Origin of the sequence: Pseudomonas sp. UBA5706, from assembly GCF_002419965.1 — a bacterium.
Classification (GTDB): Bacteria; Pseudomonadota; Gammaproteobacteria; order Pseudomonadales; family Pseudomonadaceae; genus Aquipseudomonas.
Genome location: NZ_DIHC01000011.1, coordinates 287,905 through 308,251, shown reverse-complemented (window position 1 = coordinate 308,251; position 20,347 = coordinate 287,905). Strand labels below are relative to the sequence as shown.

The window sequence follows — 20,347 nt, the reverse complement described above, 5'->3', positions numbered from 1 at the left end:
GACGCTCCGCGTGGGAATGCACCCCCGGCGCTCCGCGTAAGGCAGATGTTGGACGCCGAGCGTCCAGGGCTGGCGTTACCACGCGGAGCGGGGGAACGATCACGATAGACAAAAAAGGGGAAGCGGACCCATATCCGCTTCCCCTCTGGCAGCGGTGAGCCCGCCGCTGCTCTTTTACCGCTGCTCGTTAGATGACGGCCAGAATCGCCTTGGTCACCGCCTCAATATTGCCCTTGTTCAACGCCGCCACACAGATCCGCCCCGTATCCAACGCATAAATCCCGAATTCGCTACGCAGCCGATGAACCTGCGGCGTGGTCAGGCCCGAATACGAAAACATCCCACGCTGCCGAGCGACGAAGCTGAAGTCCTGCCCCGCCGCATTATTCGCCAGACGCCGAGTCATCTCTTCGCGCATGCCACGAATACGCAGGCGCATCTGGGCCAGTTCATCCTCCCACTTCTGCCGCAGCCCAGGGTTGTTCAACACCGCGGCAACGATGGTCGCGCCATGGGTCGGTGGGTTGGAATAGTTGGTGCGAATCACCCGCTTGACCTGAGACAGCACGCGGGCGGTTTCTTCCTGCGAACCGGTGACGATCGACAGTGCGCCGACACGCTCGCCATACAGCGAAAAGGATTTGGAGAACGAGCTGGACGCAAAGAAGGTCAGCCCCGATTCGGCAAACAGGCGCACCGCTGCGGCGTCTTCGTCGATGCCGTCGCCAAAGCCTTGGTAGGCCATGTCCAGAAACGGCACGTGGCCCTTGGTTTTCAACACATCAAGAACTTTTTTCCAGTCCTCCAGGGTCAGGTCGACCCCGGTGGGGTTGTGGCAGCAGGCGTGCAACACCACGACCGAGCCGGATGGCAGGTTCTGCAGGTCTTCAAGCATGCCTGCGCGGTTTACGTCATGGGTCGCGGCATCGTAGTAGCGATAGTTCTGCACGTCGAAGCCTGCGGTTTCGAACAATGCCCGATGGTTTTCCCAGCTTGGGTCGCTGATGGCAACCACGGCATCCGGCGACAGTTGCTTGAGGAAGTCAGCACCGATTTTCAGCGCGCCTGTACCGCCGACTGCCTGTACGGTCATCACCCGGCCTGAGGCCAGCAATGGCGACTCGGCACCGAACAGCAGGGTCTGCACGGCCTTGTCGTAGGCTGCGATGCCATCGATCGGCAAGTAACCGCGTGGGACATGTTGAGCGACGCGAATTTCCTCGGCTTCGGCAACGGCACGCAGCAGCGGGATTTTCCCTTCTTCGTTGCTGTAGACGCCTACACCCAGATTGACCTTGGTGGTGCGGGTATCGGCGTTGAATGCTTCGTTGAGGCCCAGGATTGGATCGCGTGGTGCCATTTCGACAGCGGAGAACAGGCTCATTTTTGCGGCGGCTCTGAATGGGAGTGAATGGGTCGCATCGCTCCGGCCGAATGCACTAGAGCGGTGCGCAAACGGGGAGTCAGTATAGAGAGCATCGTGGGCGGGGGCGACAGGCGAGGGCCGGTTTTTTCCGGGTTTTTCCGATTATTTTCGACCGTTAGTCATGTGCTGCGGACTAATGTCCTGATGATGGCTTGAAAGGTGGCGTTGCGGACTCCATCTGTAGTCCCATCATCTTTTTCTTCGTACGCCTTTTCTCCTGGCGAGATCAGTCGTCCGCGCTCATTACGCCTTTGCCCGGACACTTCGGGGGAGGGCGAACACAGAGGTAGGTTATGTCCGAGTTTCAGCTCGTTACCCGTTTTGAGCCGGCCGGTGATCAGCCGCAGGCGATTCGTCAGCTGGTCGAGGGCATCGACGCCGGGCTGTCGCACCAGACCCTGCTTGGTGTGACCGGGTCGGGCAAGACGTTTAGCATTGCCAACGTGATTCAACAGGTGCAGCGCCCGACCCTGGTGCTGGCGCCGAACAAGACCCTGGCCGCCCAATTGTATGGTGAGTTCAAGGCTTTCTTCCCCAACAACGCGGTCGAGTACTTCGTTTCCTACTACGACTACTACCAGCCTGAAGCCTACGTGCCGTCATCGGACACCTTCATCGAAAAGGATGCTTCGATCAACGACCACATCGAGCAGATGCGCCTGTCCGCGACCAAGGCCCTGCTGGAGCGCAAGGACGCGATCATCGTCACCACGGTGTCGTGCATCTACGGTCTGGGCAGCCCGGAAACCTACCTGCGCATGGTCCTGCACGTCGACCGCGGCGACAAACTTGACCAGCGCGCGTTGCTGCGGCGCCTGGCCGACCTGCAATACACCCGCAATGACATGGATTTCGCCCGGGCGACCTTTCGCGTGCGTGGCGATGTGATCGACATCTTCCCGGCCGAGTCGGACCTGGAAGCGATCCGTATCGAGCTGTTCGACGATGAAGTCGAAAGCCTGTCGGCCTTCGACCCGTTGACCGGCGAAGTCATTCGCAAACTGCCGCGCTTCACCTTCTACCCCAAGAGCCACTATGTGACGCCACGCGAAACGTTGCTGGACGCCATGGAGGGGATCAAGGTCGAGTTGCAGGAGCGCCTGGAGTACCTGCGCGGCGCCAACAAACTGGTGGAAGCCCAGCGCCTTGAGCAACGCACCCGTTTCGACCTGGAGATGATTCTCGAACTGGGTTACTGCAATGGCATCGAGAACTACTCGCGCTACCTGTCGGGCCGTCCGTCCGGGGCACCACCGCCCACGCTCTACGACTACCTGCCGGCCGATGCGCTGCTGGTGATCGACGAATCCCACGTCAGCGTGCCGCAGGTCGGCGCCATGTACAAAGGCGACCGTTCGCGCAAGGAAACCCTGGTCGAGTACGGTTTCCGTCTGCCGTCTGCGCTGGACAACCGGCCCATGCGCTTCGATGAATGGGAAAATGTCAGCCCGCAGACCATTTTCGTGTCGGCGACGCCTGGGCCATACGAAGGCGAGCACGCCGGGCGCGTGGTCGAGCAGGTGGTGCGGCCCACCGGCCTGGTCGACCCGCAGATCGAGATCCGGCCGGCGCTGACTCAGGTCGACGACCTGCTCTCCGAGATCAAGAAGCGCGTGGACGTGGAAGAGCGGGTGCTGGTCACGACCCTGACCAAACGCATGTCCGAAGACTTGACCGATTATCTGGCCGACCACGGTGTACGGGTGCGTTACCTGCATTCGGACATCGACACGGTGGAACGGGTCGAGATCATCCGTGACCTGCGTCTGGGCACCTTCGATGTGCTGGTGGGGATCAACCTGCTGCGTGAGGGGCTGGACATGCCGGAAGTGTCCCTGGTGGCGATTCTCGATGCCGACAAGGAAGGCTTCCTGCGGTCCGAGCGCTCGCTGATCCAGACCATTGGCCGAGCAGCACGTAACCTCAACGGGCGAGCGATTCTTTACGCCGACAGAATCACCGGCTCCATGGAGCGGGCCATCGGCGAGACCGAGCGGCGTCGCGACAAGCAAATCGCCTTCAACCTGGCCAACGGCATCACCCCCAAAGGCGTGGTCAAGGACATCACAGACATCATGGAAGGCGCCACCGTGCCCGGCTCGCGCAGCAAGAAGCGCAAGGGCATGGCCAAGGCTGCCGAGGAGAACGCCAAGTACGAAGCCGAGTTGCGCTCGCCGAGCGAGATCACCAAACGGATTCGCCAACTGGAGGAGAAAATGTATCAGCTGGCACGGGATCTGGAGTTCGAGGCGGCCGCTCAGATGCGCGACGAGATCACCAAGTTGCGTGAGCGGTTGCTGGCAGTATAGGCCTGGGCCAAGGGATATAAGTACCACTCTGATCCTCTCGCAAGAAGGCTCACCGGCGGCGTTAGGGGGTTGCCGCCAGCGTGCGCTGCTGCGCCAGGGTGAGTCGGGACAGGACGTTCGTCCGTGCAATGGATCATCTGCCACACATTGTCGCGCAAGGCTGTCAGACTGCCGGGGCATTCAGACGATCAAGGCAGTGTGATGCAACGAACCACAGAACGACTCATTCTACGCGCCCCGACGGCGGACGACCTTGACAGTCTGTTCGCGATCTATGGCGATCCGCAGACCCATCAGTTCAATCCGTTCGGGCCCTTGACCCGCATCGAGCAGGCACAAGCGCTGCTCGACGGCTGGATCGCTCACTGGCAGAGCGAAGGCTATGGGCAGTGGGCGATCACCATCCGCGATCATCCCGACCAGGTCATTGGTTTCGGTGGCATCGATGCGCGCAGGTACCAGGACGTATTAAGACTGAATTTGGGTTATCGCTTCGGCGTGCAGGCCTGGGGGCGCGGTTACGCGACGGAGCTCAGCCAGGCCGCGCTGGACTTTGCATTCGGTGAACTGCAGGTTGCGGAAGTTTTCGCCGTGGTCAGACCCCAGCATCATGCGTCGATCCGCGTGCTGGAGAAGGCCGGTATGCAGCGCATCGATACCCTGGATGACGTACCAGGGCAGGCGCCGAGCTTGGTGTATCGCTCGGCTCGAGACGAGACGGTCAGCCGCGTGCCATGACACTCGCGGCGGGCCCTCACTCCGGCCCATGTTGCTCTGAATGAGCAATCAATCTTCGGCAAGTTCGCAAAACCGCAGGCGGTTGCCGAACGGGTCAGCGATTTCCATCACCTTGCCCCAACCCTGTTCCTGAATCCCCGGCCGCGAGTGTTTGTAGTGCTTGGCATTAAGCTCCGAACGCAGGGCTTCGATGTCCTTGACGGGCACGAAAACCGTCGAGCCCGGCGTGGCATCGCCATGGTGCCCGGTCAAGTGGATGACCAGATCACCCCGCCTGGCCTGGGCATAAAGCGGCAGGTCTTCTTCGAACCGATGCTCCCATTCGATGTGAAAACCCAGAAAGTCGACATAAAACGTTTTGGCCTGTTCTTCGGAAAAAATCCGAATCAGCGGAATAGCCCCTGAAATCTGCATTGCCCACGCTCCCTAATGTAAAGGCGGCGAGTCTAGCCCATTGGCGATGCAGCTGACAGGTGACAGCCAACTGCAGACCCTTTCCAGGATTCACGTGCGTTGCGACTGCGTCCGTTCGGCCGACGTCCTGGGCCATGAACCCACCGGGTAGGCGCTTTTTACACTTTCTTTATGCCGCGGGGCTACGCCCGGTCTCGTTCCTTTACACCTTGGGTAAGGACAATTCCCGCACACGGCAGTCGCCGTACGACGGAGAGTTTTCATGAGCGTTCTCGATGGGGTGTCACTGCTATTAGCGGCAGGATTGTTCGTGTACTTGCTGGTGGCGCTGTTGCGTGCCGGCCGGGTCGAGGAGTGACGGCCATGCACGGTTATGACGCGCTGCTGATTCTGGCTTTCTTTGCATTGGTGTTCGTGCCTGCGCCTTGGCTGGGTCGCTTTTATTTCAAGGTGATGGAGGGCAAACGCACATGGCTGACACCCATGATGGGGCCGTTGGAGCGAGCATGTTATCGGGTCTCAGGCGTCGACCCCACGGTCGAGCAGAGCTGGAAGACCTACACGCTGGCGCTGCTGGCGTTCAACCTGGCGGGGTTTGTCATGTTGTTCTCGATCCTGCTGTTGCAGGGCGTGCTGCCGCTTAATCCGCAAGGTGTGCCAGGGATGGAGTGGTCACTGGCGTTCAACACAACGATGAGTTTCGTCACCAATACCAATTGGCAGAGCTACAGCGGCGAGTCATCGCTCAGTTACCTGAGCCAGATGGCCGGTCTGACAGTGCAGAATTTCGTCAGCGCCGCCACGGGTATTGCCGTGCTGGTCGCGTTTTGCCGGGGCATCGGTCGTCGCTCGGCGCAACACATCGGCAATTTTTGGGCTGACATGACCCGTGCCACCCTTTACGGCCTGTTGCCGCTGTGCATCGTGCAGGCGCTGTTTCTGGTCTGGCAGGGCGTGCCGCAGACCTTCGCTCACTACGTCGATGCGCTCACCCTGCAAGGCACCGACCAAACCATCCCGCTAGGCCCGGCCGCCAGTCAGATCGCGATCAAGCAGCTGGGCACCAACGGTGGCGGCTTCTTCGGCGTCAACTCGGCGCATCCGTTCGAAAACCCGACTGCGTGGAGCAACCTGTTCGAGCTGGGCTCGATCATCCTGATCCCGGTGGCGCTGGTGTTCACCTTCGGCCACTACGTCAAGGACCTGCGCCAGAGCCGCGCGATCATCGCCTGCATGCTGGTGCTGTTTTTGATCGGCGGCACCACCGCGCTGTGGTCCGAATACCAACCCAATCCCACGCTGAACATCGCGTCCGTCGAGCAGACCGCACCGATGGAAGGCAAGGAAACCCGTTTCGGCACCACGGCCACGGTGTTATGGACGACCACGACGACTGCCGCGTCCAACGGTTCGGTCAATGGCATGCACGACAGCCTGAACCCGCTGACCGGCATGATCGCCATGGCCAACATGATGGTGGGCGAAGTGATTTTCGGCGGCGTGGGTGCGGGGTTGTACGGCATGTTGCTCAACGTGCTGATCGCGGTGTTTCTGGCCGGTCTGATGATCGGTCGTACCCCGGAATACCTGGGCAAGAAGTTGCAGGCCCGCGAAGTCAAGCTGCTGGTGGCGACCCTGATCGTGATGCCGGTCGGCGTGCTGGTGTTCGGTGCGCTGGCGGCGTCGTTGCCAGGCCCCGCTGGCGCGGTGAGCAACCCCGGCGCCCACGGCTTCAGCCAGCTGCTTTACAACTACACCTCGGCCACTGCGAACAATGGCTCGGCGTTCGGCGGTTTCAGCGGTAACACCCTGTTCCACAACCTGATGCTTGGCTTGTCGATGTTCATCGGCCGCTTCGGCTACATCCTGCCGGTGCTGGCCCTTGCCGGCAGCCTCGCGGCGAAGAAGGCCGCGCCTCTAGGCTTGAACAGTTTCCCGACCCACGGCCCGCTGTTCGTCACCCTGTTGACCGTCACCATTTTGCTCGTGGGCGGCCTGACGTTCCTGCCGACCCTGGCCTTGGGACCGATCGCCGAACACTTGAGCCTGGGCTTCTGAGGACTGAATCATGAACATGCAAGCACCTGTGTCCAAGCACCCTGTGAACGAAAACGCTAAGCAATCGCCGGCAGCGGCCAAAACTGGCTTCGCCGAACTGTGGCGCCCGGCGCTGATCCAGGCCTTCGTCAAGCTCGACCCGCGCCAGTTGCAGCGCGCGCCGGTGATGCTGGTGGTCGAACTGACCGCGATCCTGACCACCGTCCTGTGCCTGATTCCCGACCCGGCAGTGCCAACCCTGGTTGCGGTGCAGATCGCGGTGTGGCTGTGGTTCACCGTGCTGTTCGCCAACTTTGCCGAGGCCTTGGCCGAAGGTCGCGGCAAGGCCCGCGCCGACAGCCTCAAGGCCGGCACCGAAGGCCTTAAAGCGCGCTTGCAGGGCCCAGGCGGCGCGTTCGTCACGGTCAACGCCAGCACCCTGCGCAAGGGCGACGTCGTGCGGGTGGAGGCCGGTGAACTGATTCCCGGCGATGGCGAAGTGATCGAAGGCATCGCGGCGGTGAACGAGGCGGCGATCACCGGTGAGTCGGCGCCGGTGATTCGCGAGTCTGGCGGTGACCGTTCGGCGGTGACCGGCAACACCCGGCTGGTGTCCGACTGGTTGCGGGTGCGCATCAGCACCAATCCCGGCGAGTCGACCCTGGACCGCATGATCGCGTTAGTGGAAGGCGCCAAACGGCAGAAGACCCCCAACGAGGTGGCGCTGGATATCCTGCTGATCGGCCTGACCCTGATCTTCCTGTTGGTGGTGGTGACGCTGCAGCCGTTCGCCCATTTCGCGGGCGGGAGCCTGCCGCTGGTGTTCCTGGTGGCGCTGCTGGTGACCCTGATCCCCACCACCATTGGCGGGTTGCTGTCGGCCATCGGGATTGCCGGGATGGATCGCCTGGTGCGCCTGAACGTCATCGCCAAATCCGGTCGTGCGGTGGAGGCGGCGGGCGATGTCCACGTGTTGCTGCTGGACAAGACCGGGACCATCACCTTTGGCAATCGCCGCTGCTCGGCGGTGTATGCCGCCCCGGGCGTCAGCGGCAAGGAGCTAAGCGACGGCACGCTGCTGGCGTCACTGGCCGACGACACCGCCGAGGGCAAGTCCATTGTCGAGTACCTGCGCGCGTTGCATCCGATGACCGAACCTGCGTCCAGCCAGCTCACCGCTGTACCTTTCAGCGCCGAGACGCGGCTGTCCGGTGTTGATTACGACGGTCACGTTTATCGCAAGGGCGCCGTGGATTCGCTGCTGAAGTTTCTTGGCCGTGATCGCAGCGACTTGCCGCCCGTACTGGCGCGAGAAATCGACAAGATCGCCAAGACCGGCGGCACGCCGTTGCTGGTCTCGGTCGACCGTACGCTGCTGGGCGCGATTCATCTTAAGGACGTGGTCAAGCCGGGGATCCGCGAGCGCTTCGAGGAACTGCGCACGTTGGGCATTCGCACGGTCATGGTGACCGGTGACAACCCGCTGACCGCTGCCGCCATCGCCGCTGAGGCCGGGGTCGATGACGTGCTTGCCGAAGCCACGCCGCAGAAGAAGCTGGAGCGTATTCGTCAGGAACAGAACGACGGACGCCTGGTGGCAATGTGTGGCGACGGGGCCAACGATGCCCCGGCGCTGGCTCAGGCTGACGTCGGCATGGCGATGAACGACGGTACGCAGGCGGCGCGGGAGGCGGCCAATATGGTGGATCTGGACAGCGACCCGACCAAGCTGCTGGACGTGGTGCAGATTGGCAAGCAATTGCTGGTCACCCGTGGCGCGCTCACGACCTTTTCGATTGCCAACGACGTAGCCAAGTATTTTGCGATCCTTCCTGCGCTGTTCGCTGCGATCTATCCGCAGTTGGGGGTGCTCAACATCATGCGCCTGGCCAGCCCGCAGAGCGCGATCCTGTCAGCCATCGTGTTCAACGCCCTGATCATCGTCGTACTGATCCCGTTGGCCCTGCGCGGGGTGCGGGTGCAGGCGGCGAGTGCAGCGCATCTGCTGCGTCGCAACCTGCTGATCTATGGCCTGGGCGGGATCGCCGTGCCGTTCGTGGGGATCAAGCTGATCGACCTGCTGTTGACCGCGTTGCGCTTGGTGTAAGCGCGTTGTCTGCACCGCGGGTCGCTATTGCCTGAACGCATGCACCCGCAGCATCTGATTTGATTGAGGATTGAATGATGTCGACTATAGTGCGTCCCGCCGTGAGCCTGATTGTGCTGATGACCCTGATCACGGGCATGGCTTATCCGTTGCTGGTCACGGGTGTGGCCCAGGTGGCATTCCCGGAGCAAGCCAATGGCAGCCTGGTGTATGACGAGCAGGAAAAGGTCCGGGGTTCGGAACTGATCGCGCAGGATTTCACCGGCGAGCAGTGGTTTCACTCACGTCCATCCGCCGGCAGTTACGCGACGGTGGCCAGTGGGGCGAGCAACCTGGCGCCGAGCAACCCGGCGCTGGCGGCGCGCGTGGCGGACGATGTGCTCAAGGAGAAGGTCGAAGGGCAGGGGCCGGTGCCGTTGAACCTGCTGACCACCTCCGCCAGTGGCCTGGACCCGCACCTGTCACCTGCGGCGGCGCAGTATCAGGTGGCGCGGGTGGCGCAGGCCCGGCATCTGCCCCGTGAAGCGGTGCAGCGCCTGGTGGTGGACAACACCTACAGCCCGCTGATTGGCCCACCGGTGGTGAATGTACTGGCGTTGAACCAGGGGTTGAGTGAGTTGCCTGCTACCACGCGGACCCACTGATTGGCAAAAGCCGCGTTATGAACCCTGAGGGAGCAAGCTTGCTTGCGAAGAAGGTGGGTCAGAGATGGATGCATTGCCTGACCTATCGCTTTCGCTGCCCACGTAACCTCCGGCGTTTCCCACGGGGTGTGTAGGTGGCCGGTAAGCAGGGGTGGTGAGGAATACGTCAGTTCAGGCTTGCGTCGATCGCGTTATCAGGTCGTCATGAGTCAGGCAGGAAAAAAGTGAGCAATCAGTCAGGAAAACCATCGTGAATTCAGAAAGCCGTGCCGATGCCTTGCTGGCCAACCTTCCACGCGATGACCGTGGGCGATTGAAGGTGTTTCTCGGCGCCGCGCCTGGCGTGGGCAAGACCTACGCCATGCTGCAGGCCGCTCATTCGCAAATGCGCCAGGGCGTCTCGCTGCGGGTTGGGGTGATCGAAACCCATGGCCGCGCCGAGACCGAAGCCCTGCTTGGCGGGTTGGTGCAACAACCCATGCTGCGTTGCGAATACCGCGGCGTGATGCTCGAAGAAATGGACCTCGACGGCCTGCTGGCGGCCAGGCCGAAACTGGTGCTGGTGGACGAACTGGCCCACAGCAATGCGCCCGGCAGCCGGCACGCCAAGCGCTGGCAGGATATTCAGGAACTGCTGGCGGCGGGCATCGACGTCTACACCACGGTCAACGTCCAGCACATGGAAAGCCTTAACGATCAGGTGCGCGGCATTACCGGCGTGCAGGTGCGCGAAACGCTGCCTGACTGGGTCCTGCAGGAAGCCTATGAGCTGGTGCTGATCGACCTGCCGCCGCGCGAGTTGCTGGAGCGTCTGCGCGACGGCAAGGTGTATGTGCCGGAGCAGGCGAGGGCGGCCATTGATGCTTTCTTCACTCAGACCAACCTCACGGCGCTGCGTGAACTGGCAATGCAGACTGCCGCCGCGCAGGTCGACAACGATCTCACCCTGGGTTATCGCCAACTGGGGCAGGCGGCGCCTGCAGTGCGCGGGCGGCTGCTGGTCGGTATCGAGGGCGACGCCCAGGCCGAGCGCTTGGTGCGGCACGCCAGTCGGGTAGCACAGCGCAGGCATCTGCCCTGGAGCCTGGTGCACGTCGACACGGGACGGCTCGTCGATGAACGGGCGCGAGCCCGCCTGCAAAATGCCCAGCAACTGGCCGAACGCCTGGGTGGCGAGGTGGTGGTGCTGCGCGCACCGGAAGTGGCGAAAACCCTGATACAGCATGCCGCCGAGCGGCGTGCCAGTCTCGTGCTGGTGGGGCAGTCGCGACCTCTGCTGCGGCGCCGGGCGTTCGGCGGCGGCCTGGCGGCGCGGCTGTTGCGCAAGGCTCACGGGCTTGAGATCAACGTCCTCGACAGCGAAGCGCGCCCCGACCAACCGCGCTCGACCACGCCGCATACGTGGCAAGGGTTCGATTACCTGCTGGCGGTGTTGGCAACGGTGTGCGCCAGCGCCCTGGCCTGGGCGGTTTCCAGCGTGCTGGCGTTGCCCAACATCTCGCTGGTGTTCCTGGCGGCGGTACTGCTGGTGGCGGTGCGCAGCAGTGTGGGGCCGGCGATGGTCTGCTCGGTGCTGTCATTCCTGGCCTATGACTTTCTGTTCATCCCGCCGAATTTCTCCTTGAGTATCCAGCGCGAAGAAGACGTGCTCACGCTGCTGTTTTTCCTGATGATGGCTGCCCTCACCGGGAACCTCGCCGCCCGCCAGCGCCGCCAGTTACAGGCGCTGCGCGACACCCAGGAAGAAACCAGCGAGTTGCTCGACCTGTCCAAGCGCCTCACCGCGGCCACCGATCGCCAGGCCGTGCTCAGCGCTGCCGATCATCACCTGGGAGGCTGGACCGAGCTGCAGGTCTGCATCCTCGACAACGACGGCGAGCAGAGCTGGAAGGTCGAAGTCGGCGGCGCGCTGCAGTTTTCCGAATTCGAACGCGCCGCTGCCCACTGGTCCTGGCAGCACGGTCAACCGGCGGGCAAGGGCACCGGCACGCTGCCGTCGGGCGACTGGTGGTGGTTGCCGCTATGGGTCGACGAGGCACCATTGGCCCTGCTCGGCGTCAGGCCGCGACAGGGGCAGACGTTTACCGCCCAGCGTCGGCGCCTGGTCACCGCGCTCAGTCAGCCCCTGGGTCAGGCGCTGGCACGGGCCCGACTGGCCGAGGATCTGGAAGCGGCGCGCCTGCATGGCGAAACCGAACAGTTGCGCAGCGCCTTGCTGGCCTCGGTGTCCCACGACCTGCGTACACCGCTGACGGCCATGCGTGGCAGCATCGACAGCCTGCTGGCGCTGGGCGAGGCCATCTCGCTGGAGGACCGTCGCGAACTGCTCGAAGGCACCCGCGATGAAGCCGAGCGTCTGGACCGCTACATTCAGAACCTGCTGGACATGACACGGCTGGGGCACGGCGCACTGAAACTGGCGCGGGACTGGGTATCGCCGGGGGACATCGTTGGCAGCTCGCTCAATCGCTTGCGTGCGGTGCTGGCGTCGCTGCGGGTCAGCACCGATCTGCCCGCCGACTTGCCGTTGCTCTACGTTCACGCGGCGCTGATCGAGCAGGCGCTGATCAATGTGGTCGAGAACGCCGCGCGTTTCTCGCCCGTTCATGGGCGACTGCAGATTCAGGTGCGCGCCGCCGCCGATGAACTGGTGTTCGCCGTGAGTGACGAAGGACCGGGGATCCCCGAAGCCGAGCGGGTGAAGATCTTTGACATGTTCTACACCGCTGCCCGCGGCGATCGCGGCGGCCAGGGCACCGGGCTGGGGCTGGCGATCTGTCAGGGCATGGTCGGCGCCCACGGGGGGCGGATCAGCGTGACGGACGGCATTGAGGGGCGTGGCACCTGCATCAGCCTGCATCTGCCTTTGCAGCCCCAGCCCGAGGCTGAAACGGAGCAGGCACTTTGAACCGGGTTTGCACCAGGCTGGCGTTCTGCTGTACTGGACGACTTATCGGCATGACGGGATTTCCATGAGTCAGACGGCAACCATTCTGGTGATCGACGACGAACCGCAGATCCGCAAATTCCTGCGCATCAGCCTCGCGTCACAAGGCTACAGGGTGCTTGAAGCCGGCACCGGCAGCGAAGGGCTGAGCCTGGCGGCGCTGAACAAACCTGACGTACTGGTGCTCGATCTTGGCCTGCCAGACATCGACGGCCAGGACGTTTTGCGCCAGTTGCGCGAATGGTCGGCGGTGCCGGTGTTGGTGTTGTCGGTGCGCGCCAGTGAGGGCGAAAAGGTGCGCGCGCTGGATTGCGGGGCCAATGATTACGTGACCAAGCCATTCGGCATTCAGGAGTTTCTGGCGCGGATACGCGCGTTGCTGCGCCATGCGCCGGACAACGGGCAAGCGCAATCGGCGTTAATGATCGGGCCGCTGACGGTGGACCTGGCTTATAGGCGCGTACTGCTCGATGGGGTAGAAATCAGTCTGACGCGTAAGGAATACGCCGTGCTGGCGCAACTGGCGCGGCATCCCGGGCGGGTCATCACCCAACAGCAACTGCTCAAGGACATCTGGGGCCCGACCCATGTGGAGGACACTCACTACCTGCGCATCGTCGTCGGGCATCTGCGACAGAAACTGGCGGACGATCCGGCCACCCCCCGATTCATCGTCACCGAGGCGGGGGTGGGGTATCGGTTGCTGGAGGGGTGAGAGCGATTCATCGGCGCACTGTGCGCACTTGTCGGATACGATGGCTGAGGGCAAGTTGATGCATTTCTGCCATCTGAAGCAGTTGCCTGAGACTGGCACGTTTGCTTTCAATGCTTGAGCTCATGCTGATTAAGCGTATCCCGTGGCTCTCCCGGCCCAGGACCCGCACGGCTCCTTTGTTCTTGGCAGGCCCCGTTGCAGTGGGCTCATGCCCACGCGCTCGCTGCGCGTGATCAAGGCATGGCCCGTGGGATTCACCGTTATGCGCTTGCTGCGGGCTTGCCACGGGAATAGGGTAGCGGTCCTACCGCTGACAGCTGCGCGAGTCGCCTGTCAGGCCCACCCTCGACAAGGAAATGCATATGCCTCTGGTCAGAATCGATGTTGCCGCCCATATCTCTTCGCAAACCGTCGCAACCATTGGCGATGTCATCTATCAGGCCCTGCGCAGCACGGCGAGTGTCCCTGAGCACGACAACTTCCAGATCGTTCACCGCCATGCCGAGAACGAGCTTGTCCATCCGGCGGCCGGTTACCTGGGCGTCACTTACACCAAGGACCTCGTGTTCATTCAAATCACCTGGAACGAAGGCCGGACGACCGAGGTGAAAAAGGCCTTTTTCAAGGCTGTCGCAGAGGGCATTCATGAGCGTGCCGGCCTGCGACGGGAGGATGTGTTCATCAATCTCATCGAAACCAAGCGTGAGAACTGGTCGTTTGGCAACGGCGACATGCATTACGGGCCCAAGGACTGAACCGCCGCTTTCGGGGCGGTATCAGGTCAAAGGCGCCTCGGGCGTTCAGGACCAGCGCCCGGGTTGGAAATCGGCACTTCAGCGCTGTTCGGCCATGGCACTTTTACATCGGCGCACCGTCAAAGCCGCATCCTAGATTTCCCTTGCTGAGGTAACACCCGATGAAAGCCTGGATCTGCCTGCCATTGCTTGCCCTTGTTCTGACAGGCTGCGCGGGTAAAACCGCCTATCGAGACAGTTGTGCCACCAGTCTGGATGCGGCGTGGCATGAGCTGGACCTGGCCAAGGCCGAAGGTTTCGCCGGCACGGTCAGCTATTCCAAGGCCCTGTCGTTGCTGACCGGCGCCAAGACTCAACAACAGTTCGAAGCGTTCGAGGGTTGTAACGACAAGGCCGAGAAAGCGCGGTTCTATATCCGTGAGTCGCGCGCGGGTCGTTAAGTGCGGCTGCAACGCTGGGCTATAGTTGTCCGGCTTCCGGCGGCAGCGTTTCATGGACGCTGGTGCCGACAAGCTCGTTGCCGTAGTGCCATCGCGGCGCCTCTCACAACAATTCATCCCATTCCCTCTGTTCTCTCTGGCGAAAACGCCTACGCTGACTTTAAAGTGGCGGCATGGCTGGCGTCGTTGCGGTCCTGGTAGCCAAGAGCAGTCGCCTGGGGGGCTTGTCCGATGGGCAGAAAACTGGACGCGTGTTTAAACGCGATCAATGAAGTGGTGCTGGGCAAGGAGCCTCAAGTTCGTCTGGCCCTGACGTGCCTGCTGGGCGGGGGGCATCTGTTGATCGAGGATTTGCCCGGCATGGGCAAAACCACCTTGAGCCATACCCTGGCCCGAGTGCTGGGGCTGAGCTTCCAGCGCATTCAATTCACCTCCGACCTGCTGCCGGGTGACATTCTGGGCACCTCGGTCTTTGACCGGGACAGCGGGCAGTTCACCTTTCATCCCGGGCCGATCTTCGCCGAGCTGGTGCTGGCCGATGAGATCAACCGCGCTACGCCGAAAAGCCAGAGCGCATTGCTTGAAGCGATGGAAGAGGGCCAGGTGACCATCGAAGGCGCAACCCGACTGTTGCCCGACCCGTTTTTCGTCATCGCCACGCAAAACCCGTTCAGCCAGGGGGGGACCTTCGCCTTGCCGGAATCGCAGCTGGATCGCTTTCTGATGCGCCTGTCCTTGGGCTACCCGGCGCGTTCGGCGGAAAAAGCCCTGCTGCTGGGCGAATCGCGGCGCGAGTTATTGCCGCGCATCGAGCCGATTATCGACCACACCGAATTGGCCACGCTGCAGGCCGAGGCGCGTGGCGTTCGCGCCAGCGATGCTCTGGTGGAATATGTGCTGCGTCTGGTGGACGCCACCCGCAGCCAGCCCCAGTTCGCCTACGGGCTGTCACCCCGGGCGAGCCTGGCCATTCTGTCGGCGGCGCGGGCGTGGGCGCTGCTGATCGGACGCGATTACGTGATACCCGAAGACGTTCAGGCGATCCTGCCAGCGGTGATCGGTCATCGCCTGCGCGAACGCACCGATCCGACCGGGCATGGCGGCGGGGCGTTGGTGCAATGGCTGCTGCGTGAGGTGCCGGTGCTTTGATGTCGCATTTCAAGCCGGTTTGGCAGCGCTGGGTGGGACGTCGCATTCCCCCGGCGTCGCGGATCGAGCTGGACCACCGTCGAATTTTCATACTGCCGACCCGGGTCGGCGGCACCTATGCGCTCTTGCTGATTCTGTTGTTGCTGGTGTCGATCAATTATCAGAACAGCCTGGCTTATGGCCTGACCTTCCTCATGCTTTCGGTCGGCGTGCTCGCGATCTTGCACACCTACCGCAATTTCAGCGGCCTGATCCTGAGTGCCGGACACGCCCGCTCGGTGTTCGTCGGCGAGCCGGTGCAGTTGCGCCTGCGTCTGGAAAGCACCGCGAGCGGCCATCAGGCCATTGCCCTGGGTTGGGACAGCGAGCGGTTGGAGCAGACCGATGTCGCTCCCGAGCGCCAGGTGGACGTTGCGCTAACCCTGCCAGCGGTCAGTCGCGGCTGGCTGCGTGCGCCACGGCTGCGGGTCGAAAGCGTGTTTCCGCTGGGCATCTTTCGCGCCTGGAGCTGGCTGGACCTTGAGCAGACGGTGCTGATCTATCCGCGCCCTGTGGCCGGCAGCATGCCATTGCTCAAAGGGATTGAGCCCCACGCCGAAGACGCCGGGCAGGCCAGCCAAGGACAGGGCGTCGATGATTATCAGGGCCTGCGCCCGTGGCAACCGGGCGACTCGCAACGCCGCATGCACTGGAAGGCCTGGTCTCGCGGACAGGGGTTGATGGTCAAGGAGTTCAGCGATCTCAGCGGCCATGACCTGTGCCTGGATTTCATGGCATTGGGTGGCGATATCGAGGAGCGGCTGTCACGCCTGTGTTATTGGGTGCTGGAACTGTCCCAGCGGCAACAGCCGTTTGCCCTGCGTCTGCCGGGTTTCCTCTCGGCAGTGGGCAGCGGCGATGCCCACCGCGAAGCCTGCCTGCGGCAGTTGGCGTTGTATGGTGTCCAGGCATGAACGCGAGGCGGGCATGACGTCTACCGGCCTCGCTCAACCCATACCACGGGTCAGCTTGAACTGGCTGCTGATCGCTCAGGCGCTGGTCATCGTGCCGTTTTCCCTGCACGTGCCCGTTTCTCTGATCGTTTTGTGGCTGGGCTGCACCTTCTGGCGAATTCAGATTTTCCGCATGCGCGTGCGCATGCCTGGTAACTGGATCAAGTCGGGATTGCTGGTGGGCACTGCGGGCGGGATCTATCTGGCGCGAGGCAGCCTGGTCGGGCTCGACGCCGGGGCCGCGTTGCTGATTGCCGCCTTCATCCTGAAAATGCTGGAAATGCAGAGCCGACGCGACGCATTGGTGCTGATCTTCCTGGGCTTCTTTTGTGTGGCCGTCGGTTACCTGTTCGAAGACGCATTGCTGTGGGGGCTGTTCACCCTCTTGCCCGTTGCGACCTTGCTGGCAGGGCTGATCGGTCTGCAGCAGTCGGCACTGTCTCTCAAGCCTGCGGGTACGCTGATCCTGGCGCTCAAATTGCTGCTGCAAGCGGTACCGCTGATGCTGCTGCTGTTTTTGTTCTTTCCACGCCTGGACCCGCTGTGGTCATTGCCACAGCCGGGCAACAAGGCGCTGACCGGGCTGTCCGACAGCATGGCGCCGGGGGATATCGCCGAGCTGAGCAAGTCAGCAGCCCTGGTGTTTCGCGCCAGTTTTGAAGGCCCGATCCCGCCGCGCCATCAGCAGTACTGGCGCGCACTGACGCTGGAGCAGTTCGATGGCCGGCGCTGGTCGCAATCGTCTCGTGCCCAGGTGCCCGACGCACCGGGCTGGCGCAAGGAAGGTGGCAAGCTCAGCTACAGCATCGTCATGGAACCGACCGGCAAGCCTTGGCTGATGACCCTGGATGTCGGCGAGCCTGACCTTGCCGGCGTGCGCCAGATGAGCGATTTCCGTTGGCAGCGCCGGCGCCCCATCGAGCAATCGGTGCTGTTCAGCGTCAACTCCTGGCCGGACGCCGTGCGCGAGACCGTGCTCAGCGACGCTGGTCGAGCACAGAATCTGCAACTGCCGACCAGGGGCAATCCGCAAGCGCGGGAGTGGGCCACCGACATGCATCGCCGCTACCCCCGGCCTGAAGCGCTGGTTGACGGCGTGCTGTCATATTTCACCGAGCAGCCATTCCGTTACACCTTGAAGCCGCCGGTATTGGGCACCAACGGCATTGATGATTTTCTGTTTGCCAGCCGCGCCGGGTTCTGCGCGCATTATGCGGGCGCCATGACATTCGTGCTGCGCGCCGCCGGAATTCCAGCGCGGGTCGTCGCTGGTTATCAGGGCGGGGAGTTAAATCCGGACGGCAACTACATCAGCGTGCGTCAGTTCGATGCCCACGCCTGGGTCGAATACTGGCAGCCCGGCATCGGCTGGCGCAGCGTTGATCCGACCGCGGCGGTAGCACCTGCGCGCATCGAGCAAGGGCTGGAGCAGGCATTGTCCGCCGACGAGGATTTTCTCGCCGACTCGCCGATGTCAGCGTTGCGCTACCGACATCTGGCCTGGCTCAATGCGGTTCGCCTGAGCTGGGACAACCTCAACTACGGTTGGCAACGCTGGGTACTGGGCTATCAGGGCCAACAGCAATTGCAGGTGCTGGGACGCTGGTTCTCGGGTTTTCAAGCGCCTGCATTCGCAGGCGGCGCGCTGATCATTCTCGGGCTGCTGGCTTTGTGGCTATTCAAACCCTGGCGCCGTGAAAGCGACTCGCAGTTGCGTCTGTTCAACGCTTTCGAACGCTTGCTGGCTCGCCAGGGTCTCAGACGTGAGCAGGGAGAAGGCGCCCAGGCATTCGCATTGCGGGCTGCCGAGCGTTTCCCGGCCCACGCCGAGGCGATAGAAGGCTTTGCCCGTGAATTCCAGGCGCAGCGTTATTCCGGTGAGTCCGGCTCGATCAGCCAATTACGCCGACGCCTGAGGTACTTGCGTCGCCGTTTGCCCTGGCGCTTGTCGGCAGTGAAAAACAAGCAGCCTTAATGAATGAACAAGGAGTTGCGAATGTCAGCCATGGTCGATCACCTGATCGCCGAGATTCTCAGTCTCAACGTCAAGCTGCTGGCCTGCCATGCCCGCTTGGCGGCCTCTACCGACAGCGAAGCGCTGCACGATCTGCGCACCACGGTGCGGCGTCTGCGCAGCGTGCTGCGGCCGCTGCGCGGTTTGCCTGGAATGGGTCAGGTCGAAGAGGCGGCCAAGGGCGTCGGCGATCTGACCACGCCGCTGCGCGACATGCAGGTGCTGGCGGCGTATCTGGACGCACAGGGCCTGGATCAGGCTGCCAGCAAACGCGCAAGGCACCTGGACGCCGCATGCCCCAGGGTTGCGACGTCGGCCGAACTGAACCGCTTGTTCGGGGTGCTGGATCAACTGCCGTCGTTTCTGCGCGCCCAACAACGTCATGGCCTGCTGAAAAAGTTGCGTCAGCGTGTCGAGAAACGCATGGACAAACAGTGGAAACAACTGCGCCAGGCCATGGCCGACCCGAACCATGATCGTCATCGCCTGCGCTTGCTGATCAAGCGCGTGCGCTATGCGGCCGAAGCCTATCCCGAACTCAGCCATCAGCCCAAGGGCATGCAGAAAAGGCTCAAGGACGCGCAGGGCGCACTGGGTGATTGGCACGATCATCTGCAGTGGCTGGCTCAGGCCCGGCAGCACGCGGACCTTGCGCCCTGTGTGGCCGGTTGGGAACTGGGCATCCTGCGGGCCGAGAAAAAGTCCGACAAGGCGTTGGATCAACTGTTTAAAGCCTGCTTTGGCGATGCGCCTGCGCGCTGAACCCGATCAGGCCGCAGGATTGGCAGTTATGGGCGCTGTGAGAGGAGGCGACGTGTCGCTAAGCTCCGGGATATTTCCTGTGAAACCGTGGAGTGCCCATGACATTTTCCGACTTGCTCGACGCCGTTCGTGACAACCCCGGCGCGGTGACGATTCCCGCGTCCTGGGCCCAGGGCCGCTCCTGTTTCGGCGGTCTGATGGCGGCCCTGCTATACGAGGCCATGCGCGCAAAGGTTGCGTCGCACCGGCCGGTTCGCTCGCTGGCCATCTCGTTCATCGGCCCGCCTGCGATTGATGTGCCGATTTCGTTCGAAGTAGAAGTCCTGCGCGAGGGCAAGGCGGTCAGCCAGGTTCTGGGGCGCGCGGTGCAGAACGGTGAGACGGTCACCCTGATTCAAGGCAGCTTCGGCGCTGCGCGTGAATCGACGATTGCGGTAGCTGCCGAGCCTGCTCCCCGGTTCAAGCCGGTGGAGGAGGTGGCGGATTTCCCGTTCATTCCCGGCGTGATGCCCGAATACCTGCGTTATATCGATATGCGTTGGGCCTTGGGCGGACTGCCGTACAGCAACACCCCGTCTGCGGCCATCGGCGGTTATGCCCGCTTGCACGACGTTGTGCTGGAGGCGCTGACCGAGGCGCATTTGCTGGCGCTGGTCGATACCTGGCCGCCTGCGGTACTGCCTCATTTAAGCAAACCGGCGCCCGGCAGTTCGTTGACCTGGACGATAGAGTTCGTGCAGCCATTGCCCGCCATGACGACCCATGACTGGACCCAATACCGCGCGGTGATCGAGCACGCTCGCGATGGCTACGGTCATGTCGCTGCGGGGCTGTGGACGCCGACAGGGGAACTGGTTGCGCTCAGCCGTCAGACGGTGACCGTGTTCGGGTGAGCGTT

At 62.7% G+C, this 20,347-nt stretch carries 17 protein-coding genes; 15 read left to right on the top strand and 2 right to left on the bottom strand.

Translation table 11 applies throughout. The features are described 5' to 3' along the window. Positions 1-187: 187 nt before the first annotated feature. Positions 188-1,384 carry an amino acid aminotransferase gene (locus tag B3I26_RS07145; protein WP_296256455.1) on the bottom strand — a complete coding sequence of 399 codons (1,197 nt, stop codon included), beginning with the start codon at positions 1,382-1,384 and terminating at the stop codon, positions 188-190. A 335-nt stretch (positions 1,385-1,719) separates the two neighbouring features. Between B3I26_RS07145 and uvrB the strand changes: the two genes are divergently transcribed. Beyond that, the gene (uvrB, locus tag B3I26_RS07140) at positions 1,720-3,735 is read left to right on the top strand and encodes an excinuclease ABC subunit UvrB (protein WP_296256453.1); all 2,016 of its coding nucleotides are present in this window, start codon (positions 1,720-1,722) and stop codon (positions 3,733-3,735) included. Positions 3,736-3,936: 201 nt separating this feature from the next. Then, positions 3,937-4,473: a GNAT family N-acetyltransferase gene (locus B3I26_RS07135; protein ID WP_296256452.1), complete on the top strand. Its 537-nt coding sequence runs from the start codon at positions 3,937-3,939 to the stop codon at positions 4,471-4,473. 48 nt (positions 4,474-4,521) lie between these two features. Here B3I26_RS07135 and B3I26_RS07130 read toward each other — a convergent pair whose 3' ends face one another. Next, positions 4,522-4,887, bottom strand: a complete 366-nt coding sequence (locus B3I26_RS07130; RefSeq protein WP_296256450.1) for a glyoxalase superfamily protein — start codon at positions 4,885-4,887, stop codon at positions 4,522-4,524. 262 nt (positions 4,888-5,149) lie between these two features. On the opposite strand from B3I26_RS07130, the gene kdpF reads away from it, so the two are divergent. The 13 genes from kdpF (at position 5,150) to B3I26_RS07065 (ending at position 20,342) form a co-directional block, all read left to right on the top strand. Then, positions 5,150-5,245, top strand: coding sequence for a K(+)-transporting ATPase subunit F (kdpF, locus tag B3I26_RS07125; RefSeq protein ID WP_037009437.1), 96 nt, complete (start codon positions 5,150-5,152; stop codon positions 5,243-5,245). A 5-nt stretch (positions 5,246-5,250) separates the two neighbouring features. Then, positions 5,251-6,945 (top strand): potassium-transporting ATPase subunit KdpA, encoded by a 1,695-nt coding sequence (gene kdpA, locus B3I26_RS07120; RefSeq protein ID WP_296256441.1) that lies wholly within the window; start codon positions 5,251-5,253, stop codon positions 6,943-6,945. A gap of 10 nt (positions 6,946-6,955) precedes the next feature. Next, positions 6,956-9,031: a potassium-transporting ATPase subunit KdpB gene (gene kdpB / locus B3I26_RS07115; protein ID WP_296256440.1), complete on the top strand. Its 2,076-nt coding sequence runs from the start codon at positions 6,956-6,958 to the stop codon at positions 9,029-9,031. 77 nt (positions 9,032-9,108) lie between these two features. Then, entirely contained in the window at positions 9,109-9,675 is a 567-nt protein-coding gene (kdpC, locus tag B3I26_RS07110) for a potassium-transporting ATPase subunit KdpC (RefSeq protein ID WP_296256438.1), read from the top strand. A gap of 250 nt (positions 9,676-9,925) precedes the next feature. Beyond that, positions 9,926-12,583 (top strand): sensor histidine kinase, encoded by a 2,658-nt coding sequence (locus B3I26_RS07105; protein ID WP_296256436.1) that lies wholly within the window; start codon positions 9,926-9,928, stop codon positions 12,581-12,583. Between the two features lie 64 nt (positions 12,584-12,647). Further along, entirely contained in the window at positions 12,648-13,337 is a 690-nt protein-coding gene (locus B3I26_RS07100; RefSeq protein WP_296256435.1) for a response regulator, read from the top strand. Positions 13,338-13,699: 362 nt separating this feature from the next. Then, a complete protein-coding gene (locus tag B3I26_RS07095; RefSeq protein WP_296256433.1) occupies positions 13,700-14,092 on the top strand; it encodes a tautomerase family protein in 393 nt (130 codons plus the stop codon). A gap of 161 nt (positions 14,093-14,253) precedes the next feature. After that, positions 14,254-14,532 (top strand): hypothetical protein, encoded by a 279-nt coding sequence (locus B3I26_RS07090; RefSeq protein ID WP_296256431.1) that lies wholly within the window; start codon positions 14,254-14,256, stop codon positions 14,530-14,532. A 231-nt stretch (positions 14,533-14,763) separates the two neighbouring features. After that, positions 14,764-15,681, top strand: a complete 918-nt coding sequence (locus tag B3I26_RS07085) for an AAA family ATPase (RefSeq protein ID WP_296256429.1) — start codon at positions 14,764-14,766, stop codon at positions 15,679-15,681. Next, a complete protein-coding gene (locus B3I26_RS07080) occupies positions 15,681-16,634 on the top strand; it encodes a DUF58 domain-containing protein (RefSeq protein WP_409521996.1) in 954 nt (317 codons plus the stop codon). Before B3I26_RS07085 ends, B3I26_RS07080 begins: the two co-directional genes overlap by 1 nt. 13 nt (positions 16,635-16,647) lie before the next feature. Continuing rightward, positions 16,648-18,648 carry a transglutaminase TgpA family protein gene (locus B3I26_RS07075; RefSeq protein WP_409521997.1) on the top strand — a complete coding sequence of 667 codons (2,001 nt, stop codon included), beginning with the start codon at positions 16,648-16,650 and terminating at the stop codon, positions 18,646-18,648. Between the two features lie 21 nt (positions 18,649-18,669). Next, positions 18,670-19,449 (top strand): CHAD domain-containing protein, encoded by a 780-nt coding sequence (locus B3I26_RS07070; protein ID WP_296256426.1) that lies wholly within the window; start codon positions 18,670-18,672, stop codon positions 19,447-19,449. Between the two features lie 98 nt (positions 19,450-19,547). Beyond that, positions 19,548-20,342 (top strand): acyl-CoA thioesterase, encoded by a 795-nt coding sequence (locus B3I26_RS07065; RefSeq protein ID WP_296256424.1) that lies wholly within the window; start codon positions 19,548-19,550, stop codon positions 20,340-20,342. Positions 20,343-20,347: the final 5 nt, after the last annotated feature.

Coding starts and splice junctions, on each gene's coding strand:
- B3I26_RS07095 (WP_296256433.1), top strand. CDS start 13,700: ATGCCTCTGGTCAGAATCGATGTTGCCGCCCATATCTCTTCGCAAACC.
- B3I26_RS07065 (WP_296256424.1), top strand. CDS start 19,548: ATGACATTTTCCGACTTGCTCGACGCCGTTCGTGACAACCCCGGCGCG.
- B3I26_RS07145 (WP_296256455.1), bottom strand. CDS start 1,384: ATGAGCCTGTTCTCCGCTGTCGAAATGGCACCACGCGATCCAATCCTG.
- B3I26_RS07080 (WP_409521996.1), top strand. CDS start 15,681: ATGTCGCATTTCAAGCCGGTTTGGCAGCGCTGGGTGGGACGTCGCATT.
- B3I26_RS07100 (WP_296256435.1), top strand. CDS start 12,648: ATGAGTCAGACGGCAACCATTCTGGTGATCGACGACGAACCGCAGATC.
- kdpA (WP_296256441.1), top strand. CDS start 5,251: ATGCACGGTTATGACGCGCTGCTGATTCTGGCTTTCTTTGCATTGGTG.
- uvrB (WP_296256453.1), top strand. CDS start 1,720: ATGTCCGAGTTTCAGCTCGTTACCCGTTTTGAGCCGGCCGGTGATCAG.
- B3I26_RS07070 (WP_296256426.1), top strand. CDS start 18,670: ATGTCAGCCATGGTCGATCACCTGATCGCCGAGATTCTCAGTCTCAAC.
- B3I26_RS07135 (WP_296256452.1), top strand. CDS start 3,937: ATGCAACGAACCACAGAACGACTCATTCTACGCGCCCCGACGGCGGAC.
- B3I26_RS07130 (WP_296256450.1), bottom strand. CDS start 4,887: ATGCAGATTTCAGGGGCTATTCCGCTGATTCGGATTTTTTCCGAAGAA.
- B3I26_RS07090 (WP_296256431.1), top strand. CDS start 14,254: ATGAAAGCCTGGATCTGCCTGCCATTGCTTGCCCTTGTTCTGACAGGC.
- kdpF (WP_037009437.1), top strand. CDS start 5,150: ATGAGCGTTCTCGATGGGGTGTCACTGCTATTAGCGGCAGGATTGTTC.
- B3I26_RS07085 (WP_296256429.1), top strand. CDS start 14,764: ATGGGCAGAAAACTGGACGCGTGTTTAAACGCGATCAATGAAGTGGTG.
- B3I26_RS07075 (WP_409521997.1), top strand. CDS start 16,648: ATGACGTCTACCGGCCTCGCTCAACCCATACCACGGGTCAGCTTGAAC.
- kdpC (WP_296256438.1), top strand. CDS start 9,109: ATGTCGACTATAGTGCGTCCCGCCGTGAGCCTGATTGTGCTGATGACC.
- kdpB (WP_296256440.1), top strand. CDS start 6,956: ATGAACATGCAAGCACCTGTGTCCAAGCACCCTGTGAACGAAAACGCT.